This is a genomic window from Photobacterium sp. OFAV2-7, from assembly GCF_022347985.1.
Taxonomy (GTDB): domain Bacteria; phylum Pseudomonadota; class Gammaproteobacteria; order Enterobacterales; family Vibrionaceae; genus Photobacterium.
Map to the genome: position 1 here is coordinate 1 of NZ_JAKRFQ010000100.1, position 9,158 is coordinate 9,158.

The 9,158-nt window shown below is 49.0% G+C and carries 13 protein-coding genes; 2 read left to right on the forward strand and 11 right to left on the reverse strand.

Annotation, left to right across the window (positions count from 1 at the left end; all coding sequences use genetic code 11):
• The 9 genes from MHN01_RS08280 to fkpA all read right to left on the reverse strand — a co-directional run.
• Nucleotides 1–347 (reverse strand): GTP-binding protein (locus MHN01_RS08280; RefSeq protein WP_239410916.1); only part of this gene is annotated, 347 nt, incomplete at its 3' end.
• Nucleotides 348–448: 101 nt separating this feature from the next.
• Nucleotides 449–2,545 carry an elongation factor G gene (fusA, locus tag MHN01_RS08285; protein ID WP_239410917.1) on the reverse strand — a complete coding sequence of 699 codons (2,097 nt, stop codon included), beginning with the start codon at nt 2,543–2,545 and terminating at the stop codon, nt 449–451.
• Between the two features lie 78 nt (nt 2,546–2,623).
• A complete protein-coding gene (gene rpsG, locus MHN01_RS08290; RefSeq protein ID WP_047877869.1) occupies nt 2,624–3,094 on the reverse strand; it encodes a 30S ribosomal protein S7 in 471 nt (156 codons plus the stop codon).
• Nucleotides 3,095–3,189: 95 nt separating this feature from the next.
• Nucleotides 3,190–3,564, reverse strand: a complete 375-nt coding sequence (gene rpsL / locus MHN01_RS08295) for a 30S ribosomal protein S12 (protein ID WP_004399892.1) — start codon at nt 3,562–3,564, stop codon at nt 3,190–3,192.
• A gap of 178 nt (nt 3,565–3,742) precedes the next feature.
• Nucleotides 3,743–4,036, reverse strand: a complete 294-nt coding sequence (gene tusB, locus MHN01_RS08300) for a sulfurtransferase complex subunit TusB (RefSeq protein WP_239410918.1) — start codon at nt 4,034–4,036, stop codon at nt 3,743–3,745.
• 7 nt (nt 4,037–4,043) lie between these two features.
• Nucleotides 4,044–4,400: a sulfurtransferase complex subunit TusC gene (gene tusC / locus MHN01_RS08305; RefSeq protein WP_239410919.1), complete on the reverse strand. Its 357-nt coding sequence runs from the start codon at nt 4,398–4,400 to the stop codon at nt 4,044–4,046.
• Nucleotides 4,401–4,423: 23 nt separating this feature from the next.
• Nucleotides 4,424–4,816 carry a sulfurtransferase complex subunit TusD gene (tusD, locus tag MHN01_RS08310; protein ID WP_239410920.1) on the reverse strand — a complete coding sequence of 131 codons (393 nt, stop codon included), beginning with the start codon at nt 4,814–4,816 and terminating at the stop codon, nt 4,424–4,426.
• Complete coding sequence (locus MHN01_RS08315) at nt 4,813–5,535, reverse strand: transcriptional regulator (RefSeq protein ID WP_075763041.1); 723 nt, start codon at nt 5,533–5,535, stop codon at nt 4,813–4,815. The genes tusD and MHN01_RS08315 overlap by 4 nt, the downstream gene beginning before the upstream one ends.
• 237 nt (nt 5,536–5,772) lie before the next feature.
• Entirely contained in the window at nt 5,773–6,576 is an 804-nt protein-coding gene (gene fkpA / locus MHN01_RS08320) for an FKBP-type peptidyl-prolyl cis-trans isomerase (protein ID WP_239410921.1), read from the reverse strand.
• A gap of 195 nt (nt 6,577–6,771) precedes the next feature.
• Between fkpA and MHN01_RS08325 the strand changes: the two genes are divergently transcribed.
• Together MHN01_RS08325 and MHN01_RS08330 are read left to right on the forward strand one after the other, a co-directional pair.
• Complete coding sequence (locus tag MHN01_RS08325) at nt 6,772–7,749, forward strand: WD40 repeat domain-containing protein (RefSeq protein ID WP_239410922.1); 978 nt, start codon at nt 6,772–6,774, stop codon at nt 7,747–7,749.
• Nucleotides 7,750–7,768: 19 nt separating this feature from the next.
• Nucleotides 7,769–7,990, forward strand: a complete 222-nt coding sequence (locus tag MHN01_RS08330) for a SlyX family protein (protein ID WP_075762933.1) — start codon at nt 7,769–7,771, stop codon at nt 7,988–7,990.
• A gap of 61 nt (nt 7,991–8,051) precedes the next feature.
• Here MHN01_RS08330 and slyD read toward each other — a convergent pair whose 3' ends face one another.
• Nucleotides 8,052–8,627, reverse strand: coding sequence for a peptidylprolyl isomerase (gene slyD / locus MHN01_RS08335; RefSeq protein ID WP_239410923.1), 576 nt, complete (start codon nt 8,625–8,627; stop codon nt 8,052–8,054).
• A gap of 136 nt (nt 8,628–8,763) precedes the next feature.
• A complete protein-coding gene (locus MHN01_RS08340) occupies nt 8,764–8,973 on the reverse strand; it encodes a YheV family putative zinc ribbon protein (RefSeq protein WP_239410924.1) in 210 nt (69 codons plus the stop codon).
• Nucleotides 8,974–9,158: the final 185 nt, after the last annotated feature.

The window sequence follows — 9,158 nt, forward strand, 5'->3', positions numbered from 1 at the left end:
GTCTGAGGCATAGGGCCGTCAGTTGCAGCAACAACTAGGATACCACCGTCCATCTGCGCAGCACCAGTGATCATGTTTTTAACGTAATCGGCGTGTCCTGGGCAGTCTACGTGTGCGTAGTGACGAGTTGGAGTATCGTACTCTACGTGAGAAGTAGAGATTGTGATACCACGCTCGCGCTCTTCTGGAGCGTTATCGATAGATGCGAAGTCTTTAGCTTCACCACCGTATACTTTTGACAGAGTAGTACAGATAGCAGCAGTTAGAGTAGTTTTACCGTGGTCAACGTGGCCGATAGTACCAACGTTAACGTGCGGTTTCGTACGTTCAAATTTTTCTTTAGACACGATCGTGTTCCTTCCTAGTTAAGATACGCCCCCTACTAGGTCAGGGGGCGCGTCTGAAGTTTGTATTTTATGCGTCAACGACGATTGACGCAATAATCAAATTAAGAGCGTTCTGCAATAATTCGGTCTGCAACATTCTTCGGCACTTCAGCGTAGTCACTGAATTCCATAGAATAAGAAGCACGACCCTGAGTAGCAGAGCGAAGATCTGTTGCGTAACCGAACATCTCTGAAAGCGGTACTTGGGCACGGACAATCTTCAGGCCTGCTGGCCCTTCTTCCATACCTTCGATCATGCCGCGACGACGGTTAAGGTCACCGACAACATCACCCATCCAGTCTTCCGGAGTAGTTACTTCAACTTTCATCATTGGCTCAAGAATTACCGGATTTGCTTCTAGCGCACCTTTCCTGAATGCCATTGAACCTGCGATCTTAAACGCCATTTCACTCGAGTCAACATCATGGTAAGAGCCATCATACAGAGTCGCTTTGACGTCCAGTACCGGGTAACCGGCAAGTACACCATTGTTCATCTGCTCTTCGACACCCTTCGATACCGCACCGATAAATTCTTTCGGTACAACACCACCCACAATTTCGTCCACGAAGACGAAGCCTTCACCAGGCTCCGACGGTTCGATCTTAAGCCATACGTGACCAAACTGACCGCGGCCACCAGACTGACGTACGAACTTTCCTTCAACTTCCGTGCTACCACGAATGGTTTCACGGTATGCAACCTGAGGTTTACCCACGTTACACTCAACGCTGAATTCACGCTTCATACGATCAACGATGATGTCCAAGTGAAGCTCACCCATGCCAGAAATTAGTGTCTGGCCAGACTCATCGTCAGTTTCTACGCGGAAAGACGGGTCTTCTGCAGCTAGTTTACCCAGCGCGATACCCATTTTTTCCTGGTCAGCTTGAGAACGCGGCTCTACCGCGATCTGAATTACTGGTTCCGGGAATTCCATGCGCTCCAGAATCACTTTATGATCCTGATCGCACAGTGTGTCACCAGTAGTTACGTTTTTGAGACCAATCGCCGCGGCGATATCACCGGCGCGGATTTCCTTGATCTCTTCACGTTTGTTCGCGTGCATCTGTACGATACGACCGAAACGTTCACGCTTCTCTTTAACAGAGTTGTAGACTGAATCACCAGAGTTCACAACACCTGAGTAAACGCGCATGAATGTCAGGTTACCAACGAACGGGTCTGTTGCGATCTTGAACGCAAGCGCTGAGAATGGTTCATCATCGCTTGAGTGGCGCTCGATCTCATTACCTTGCTCATCTTCACCACGGATAGCTTTTACTTCCGTAGGAGACGGCAGGAATTCGATAACCGCATCCAGTACTGCCTGAACACCTTTGTTCTTGAATGCAGAACCACAAGTCGCCAGAACAATTTCGTTGTTAAGTGTACGCTGACGTAGACCTGCCTTGATATCTTCTTCAGACAGCTCACCTTCTTCAAGGTACTTATCCATTAGTTCTTCAGATGCCTCGGCAGCTGATTCAACTAAGTTCATGCGCCATTCATCAGCAAGGTCTTGCATCTCTGCTGGAATGTCTTCATAGGTGAATGTTGTACCTTGATCTTCTTCCGACCAGTTGATGGTCTTCATCTTGATCAGGTCAACCACACCTTTAAATTCTTCTTCAGCACCAATATTTAGCTGGATTGGCACTGGATTCGCACCAAGACGGTTCTTGATCTGGTCGACAACGCGTAGGAAGTCTGCACCAGCACGGTCCATCTTGTTAACGAAAACCATACGCGGTACTTCGTACTTGTCAGCCTGACGCCATACGGTCTCAGACTGAGGTTCAACACCCGAAGAACCACAGAAAACTACAACTGCACCATCAAGTACACGCAGAGAACGTTCTACTTCGATGGTGAAGTCAACGTGTCCCGGGGTGTCAATGATGTTAACGCGGTGCTCAGGAAACTGAGCTTCCATACCACGCCAGAACGTAGTAGTAGCAGCAGAAGTGATAGTGATACCACGCTCCTGCTCCTGCTCCATCCAGTCCATGGTAGCAGCGCCGTCGTGAACCTCACCAATCTTGTGAGACAGGCCTGTATAAAACAGAATACGCTCGGTAGTTGTTGTTTTACCGGCGTCAACGTGAGCACAAATACCGATATTACGGTAGCGCTCGATAGGCGTTTTACGAGCCACGGCTGTATCCTCTTACTAAGGTTAACCTTAGAGTATGGTTTAGGCGCAGCAAGCCTGGCTTGCTGCGCCAATTCGGTATTACCAGCGGTAATGTGCGAACGCTTTGTTCGCGTCTGCCATACGGTGAACGTCTTCACGTTTCTTAACAGCAGAACCTTTGTTGTCAGCCGCGTCTAGCATTTCTGCTGCAAGACGCTGAGCCATAGATTTTTCACCACGCTTGCGCGCAGCTTCAACCAACCAACGCATAGCTAGTGCATTACGACGTACTGGACGTACTTCTACAGGCACCTGGTAAGTTGAACCACCAACACGGCGAGATTTAACTTCTACCGCAGGGCGTACATTTTCAAGAGCTTTTTCGAATACTGCTAGGTGTTCTTCACCTGACTTCTCAGCCATTGCATCAAGTGCAGTGTAAACAATTTTCTCAGCAGTAGATTTTTTACCGTCAACCATTAGGATGTTAACGAATTTTGCCAGCAGCTCAGATTTGAACTTTGGATCTGGAAGGATCTTACGCTGACCGATTACGCGACGACGTGGCATGGATATTCTCCGTTGTCTTCTTCAGGTTATCCAAAACTTTTCAGTTTCTTCAAAATTAAATAATTTTAGTGTTTGGCCTTACTTAACGGAATCCATTAAGACTTAGGACGCTTCACACCGTACTTAGAACGACCTTGTTTACGGTCATTAACGCCTGCACAGTCAAGTGCACCACGAACAGTGTGGTAACGAACACCCGGAAGGTCTTTAACACGACCACCGCGGATAAGAACAACTGAGTGCTCCTGAAGGTTGTGACCTTCACCGCCGATGTATGATGTTACTTCGAAACCGTTTGTTAGACGAACACGGCACACTTTACGTAGTGCTGAGTTTGGTTTCTTAGGAGTAGTAGTGTATACACGAGTACATACACCACGCTTTTGTGGACACGCTTCTAGCGCAGGCACGTTGCTTTTAACAACTTGCTTTGCACGTGGCTTGCGTACCAGCTGGTTAATAGTTGCCATTAAATAGCTCCTGAAATATTACTTTCGTAAATGTGAAAAATCCGCCTCCCAACAACAGGAGGACGCGAAATTTTAGGCATCGCACTAATGGGTGTCAAGATATATACAGCGATCAATCAGATGATCATTTCTTAAACAGTTGGAAAAAGCCAAATATCATGTAACTTCTTAGTTGGCTTTATCCCCATTTAAGCTGACTTTCATGCTGTTCAGTGAGCAAAACAAACCCTTTAAAATCAATAACATTTATGCTTTTATCGACTTTGTCGCTCAAGCCTCTTGCCGCGAGATCGGCTTCCAGTAAATAAATTTTTACACCCGACTTTTTTATTGCCTCGCACCAAGGATTTTTTTCAATTCCGGCACTTACCGCATCTTGTAGTAGCAGAATTTCATCATCTGGGCGCAAATATTGAAGGCAACGTTGCAAATCTTGAGTCTGGAAGGGAGATGTTGAGATGGTGTGGAGCATAACGGCCTCAGAAACTTAGAATTCGCTGACACTGATGAAGCTTAGTCGTAATATCCGTCTGATCGACTACGTCGACCTCTATTACCAGCTCACTGTCTTCAAGACAACGCTCGGACAGCGACTGACGGCAGACATAGATATTTTCTACATCATAAAGGTCCAGCATCTTAAAAGTCGCAATATAGTCACGACACAGTATTTGTCCTGGCTGCTGGTTGGCCAGCAGCTGGAAGACACCGTCGCCGATAAAGAACAGACTGATATCTTCACTGTATGCCGATGTCGCCAAGACGGCATCCAGCCCTTCACGACCGCTGCTGCTCCCATGGGGGGCACTCTGAAATACAAAGCCTAGCGATTTCATAGGTTCTCTTGAATGGTAATGACTTAAAACTGAATAACCCGATCGGCCGTCAGCATCGCCTCGGCAAGGCCGCCGAGCCCGGCCTGCTCAAAACCCGGAGCCAGATTATGCCCCGGCAGGGTGTTTTGCTGCGCCTCTTGTTCGCTGACGATCCCACGGCGCAGTGCTGCCGCTACGCAGGTCTGCAACTCAACCTGATGCGCCTTTGCCAATTGCTGCCAGCCTGCGACCAGGTCAAACTCATCCGATGCCGGTGCCGACAGGGATGAACCGTTATGGACTCCGTCCTGATAGAAAAACACCCGCGACAACCGATGTCCCTGTTCAATCAGGGCCTCGGCAAACTGAAAAGCCGAACGGGCAGCCTGGGTACCATATGCGGGCCCATCAAGCACCAGCACATAATTCAGGCTCATTTTTCGCCGTCCTCAGTCTTGCGCTGACGGATATACAGGTAAACCGTGTGCTTGGAGATATTCAGTCGCTCTGCTACGCGGTTAATGGCATCTTTAATGTCAAAAATACCTTTGTCGTATAGCTCCATGACAATCTGGCGGTTCTTGGCATTGTTCGATACATTCTTATCGGCATTGATCTCTTCAATCGTTCGCTCGACCGTCTGATCGACCAACTCGTCAACGTCGCTGGCAAAGTTAACACTTGATGCGGCCTGCTTGGCTTCATCGGTCGGCATAAATGATTGCAGGATCTGGGAGAAAGGCGCATCCAGATTGACGTTGATACAAAGCAGGCCAATGACCCGATCCTCACCATTGCGAATCGCAATGGTGATCGACTTCATCAGGTCGCCGCCCTTGGCACGAGTGAAATAAGCACGGGAGAAGTTACGCTCCGAACCTTCAATATCGCGCAGCATCCGCAACGCCAAATCGGTGATCGGCGAGCCGACTTTACGCCCAGTATTTTCACCATTGGCAATTTTGATCGCCGATGTGTTCAGATCGGCCAGTGAGTGCAACACAATCTCACAGAACGGCCCTATCAGCGCAGCCAGGCCATCGACCACGGCCTCGTAGGAGCGTAAGATGATATAATCATGTTCACTAAACGCGCGCGGCTCAATCAAATCACTCTCGATCATGACTTCAGAGCCAAAGTTATCTGTAGATACCACTGTCATATCTTCCTTGCTCAAACCATTTTATTTAGTTTCACCGTCCTCGAAGATTGTGAAAATAAATAGAACGGATAAAATTTCAAATCTTGCTTGCAAGTTTATCAGAATTTTGACAGTAGCCTGAACTTTTATCTGGATATTCAACTAGCAGTATAAAGCAAAAAACCCGGCAGAGGCCGGGTTTTGTCTACTGATTATTCGCTTTTGGTATATTAAACCTTAACGAACAGTCGCTTACTGTGTTACTTCTGCCGCTGGTTTTTCAGCCTTGACGATATCAAGCAGTTCAACTTCAAACACCAAAGTTGAGTTTGCCGGAATGCTCGGGTTAGCCTGAGAACCATATGCCAGCTCTGGCGGAATAACAAACTTGAACTTAGAACCAACCTGCATCAGCTGAACACCTTCTGTCCAACCCGGGATCACCTGGTTCAGCGGGAAGGTTGCTGGCTGGTTGCGCTTGTAAGAGCTGTCGAACTCGGTGCCGTCAGTCAGGGTACCCTTATAGTGAACCTTAACAGTATCAGTGGCTGCCGGCTTGTCACCCTCGCCCTGTGTTTCTACCTGATAAAGAAGACCAGAGTCTGTCTTCATCACGCCTTCCAGCTTTTCAAACTCGGAACGGTACTCTTCACCAGCCTTAATATTCTTCTCGGCTTCTGCCTGTGCTTTTGCTGCCACGATTTCAGACACGCGCTTGTCCAGATCCTGAAGCGCCTGCTGCGTTTCTTCCGGTGTCATGCGGCTCTTGCCTGCAAATACATCGCTAACACCAGCCAGTACGTGCTCGCGGTCCAGCTCCAGGCCCAGCTCCTTTTGCTGATCCAGGTTTGCCGACAAATATTGCGCCAGTGATGCACCGATCGCATAGGCGGCTTTCTCGTCCTCGGAAGCAAATGCTGCCGGCGCTGCCTCAGATGCTACCTGCTCTACCTTTGCAGGTTCTGCAGGTTTTGCTTCAGCCGCTTTTTCATCTTGGCAGCCTACAGCAAGTAGGATCGTAGCAGCCAAAACAGACATCTTTAGAACAGGTTTCATGTATTTCTCCATCAATCGATGAGGGAATGCCTCATTTTTATAATCGGCTTTTCACCATTGCTGTGAAAAGCGCGCTATATCAATATACTAATACCAACCGTATTAAGTCACTGCCTAACTATCATTTTTAATCAGTGACTTAATACGCTTGGCCACATTTTATCTCTTAGCAAAACAAACCGGAACCAGACCTTAATGCATAAAAAAATACAAGCCTTTAGCATTATTTTGGCACTGATTACCCTGACTGGCTGCTTTTTTTCGGGCTCAGAGTTCAAGCGCTGGTCTATTGCTCCCGAAGGTGCCACCAGCTTTAGCCTCAGCCGAGACGGCCGCTTTGCCATTCTGCACTCAACGGAACAAGGTATCGTGCTATGGGATTTACAGCAAAACAAAAAGTTAGCTGACTTTGGTTCTCAAGACCCATATCACAATACCGTTCTGACCAGCCGTATTTCCGACAACAACCGCTACGCCATTACCGCCACGGCACAAAATTTTGCGGTATGGGACTTGGCATGGGGTCGCTCAGACGGGCTTTGGTCCATATCGGACGGGATCATCCGCGATGTCGATATTGCCAGCAACGGCCAGCATATTCTGCTGGGACTCTCTAACGGCAAGGCACTGTACATCGACTTGGGCAGCGGACGGCGGCTAGAGTTCCTTGCCCATCGAGAAAAAGTTAATTCTGTTGCCCTGTCGGCCAACGGACAGTTTGCCCTGTCGGGCGGCAATGACTATTACGCCTACCTGTGGGATACCCGCAACGGTCAAATCATCTATCAGTTCGAACATACTTCGCGGATCAGCCGGGTCGCCCTTCAGCGGGACGGTAGGCTGGCACTCACTGCCGACGGTGGCAACGATGTGTTTATCTGGGATCTCAGCAGCGGCGAGAAACAAGCCGAGCTGGCTGTTCGTCTGCGTCAGCAAAACTTGTCCAGCGCCCGGTTCTCGGATGACGGCACCCAGCTAGCAACAGGCACCCCGGCCAGACGCATCGAACTGTGGGACAGCAAGACAGGCGACAACCTCGGCCGTTGGGAAGCCGCAGCGCAACAAGATACTCGACCACCGGCGGCAGTGGTGTATGATGTGGCCATTACCCCTGACGGGCAGGTTATATCCGGCACATCAGCCGGTATTGCCCAGGCCTGGACCACAGATTAACCGCGGACACATTCGCCCTATGAGTGACATCGACAAACTACAGGCTCAAATTGACGAGCTGGAAATGAAACAGGCTTTCCAGGAGCAGACCATCGAAGATCTGAACCAGGCACTGACCAAACAGCAGTTCTTGATCGACGAAATGCAGGTGCAGCTGAAATATATGGTCGGCAAGGTGAAAGGCATGGAGCCATCGAATATGGCTAGCGAATCCGAAGAAACGCCGCCACCGCATTATTGATGATTCAAAAAAAACGGGAAGCCTGAGCTTCCCGTTTTCTATTACTGATTAAGCGTAGGGCTTAGTGAGAACAGCCGCAGCCACCCTTCTCTTCGCCACCACAGCAACCACCTTCTTCTTTGTGGTCGTGACCATGGTCGTCGCCACAGCTACCGCCACCGCAGCAACCACCACCCTGGTGGATATGGCCGTGAGCGATTTCTTCTTCTGTTGCAGCACGCAGTGCAACCACTTCAGCGTTAAAGGTCAGCGTCTGGCCCGCTAGCATGTGGTTACCGTCGACAACAACGTGATCGCCATCAACTTCTGTTACTTCTACAGGAATTGGACCTTGATCAGTATCCGCCAGGAAGCGCATACCAACAGTGATCTCGTCAACGCCCTGGAATACATCTGCAGGTACACGCTGAACCATTTCTGCCACGTGCTCGCCGTATGCATCTTCAGGAGCAACAGTCACTTCAAATTTGTCACCGGCTTCGCGACCTTCCAGTGCCTTCTCCAGACCAACAATCAGGTTGTTGTGACCGTGAAGGTAATCCAGTGGTGCTTCAGCTGTTGACTGATCAACAACAACGCCTTCTTCAGTTTTCACTTGATACGCTAGGCTTACTACGATGTCTTTAGCGACTTTCATGTTTACTCCGATAGGTAGGTAGTACCGTTTCATTGAGACTATCTTGCAGACGTACAATCACAATGAAACGGTACTCAATATAAAACTGCCCCCGCATAATAACGGATAAAGGCACCTCGATGCCAATATCCGCTCGCTATTCGGGTTTAAAGATCCCAATTACTTGCTTCTTGGTCTGTGAGGAAAGCTGTTCACTTTCCGCTACAGATTGCGGTAGCCGACGATCGGTATGATGGCACTCAACACATTCAACCATCTCGACGTCATTCTCTTGCCACCAGCGCAAGGTGTCTTGTTTTTTACACTCAGGACACACTGCACCGGCAATAAATCGTTTCTTTGCCATGTTACCCATTCCCTTACAACTGGCTGTTATGACAACTAATCACAACATCCCCCGACTAGTCCCAGCCATTATGCCGCTCACGTTCACCGCGCATTTCCCGATCGAAAATCTCTTCCAGCTCCTTCCGTGCCTCTTTGGCCCGCGATGCCAGATGAACATCTTCAGAATGCTGCGGCAGCAAATCC

What these genes read in the sequence shown, in the direction of transcription:
- fkpA (WP_239410921.1), bottom strand. Translation starts at nt 6,576, where the DNA reads ATGAAACCTGTTCTAAAGATGTCTGTTTTGGCTGCTACGATCCTACTT.
- MHN01_RS08340 (WP_239410924.1), bottom strand. Translation starts at nt 8,973, where the DNA reads ATGGCAAAGAAACGATTTATTGCCGGTGCAGTGTGTCCTGAGTGTAAA.
- slyD (WP_239410923.1), bottom strand. Translation starts at nt 8,627, where the DNA reads ATGAAAGTCGCTAAAGACATCGTAGTAAGCCTAGCGTATCAAGTGAAA.
- rpsL (WP_004399892.1), bottom strand. Translation starts at nt 3,564, where the DNA reads ATGGCAACTATTAACCAGCTGGTACGCAAGCCACGTGCAAAGCAAGTT.
- rpsG (WP_047877869.1), bottom strand. Translation starts at nt 3,094, where the DNA reads ATGCCACGTCGTCGCGTAATCGGTCAGCGTAAGATCCTTCCAGATCCA.
- tusD (WP_239410920.1), bottom strand. Translation starts at nt 4,816, where the DNA reads ATGAGCCTGAATTATGTGCTGGTGCTTGATGGGCCCGCATATGGTACC.
- MHN01_RS08330 (WP_075762933.1), top strand. Translation starts at nt 7,769, where the DNA reads ATGAGTGACATCGACAAACTACAGGCTCAAATTGACGAGCTGGAAATG.
- MHN01_RS08325 (WP_239410922.1), top strand. Translation starts at nt 6,772, where the DNA reads ATGCATAAAAAAATACAAGCCTTTAGCATTATTTTGGCACTGATTACC.
- tusC (WP_239410919.1), bottom strand. Translation starts at nt 4,400, where the DNA reads ATGAAATCGCTAGGCTTTGTATTTCAGAGTGCCCCCCATGGGAGCAGC.
- tusB (WP_239410918.1), bottom strand. Translation starts at nt 4,036, where the DNA reads ATGCTCCACACCATCTCAACATCTCCCTTCCAGACTCAAGATTTGCAA.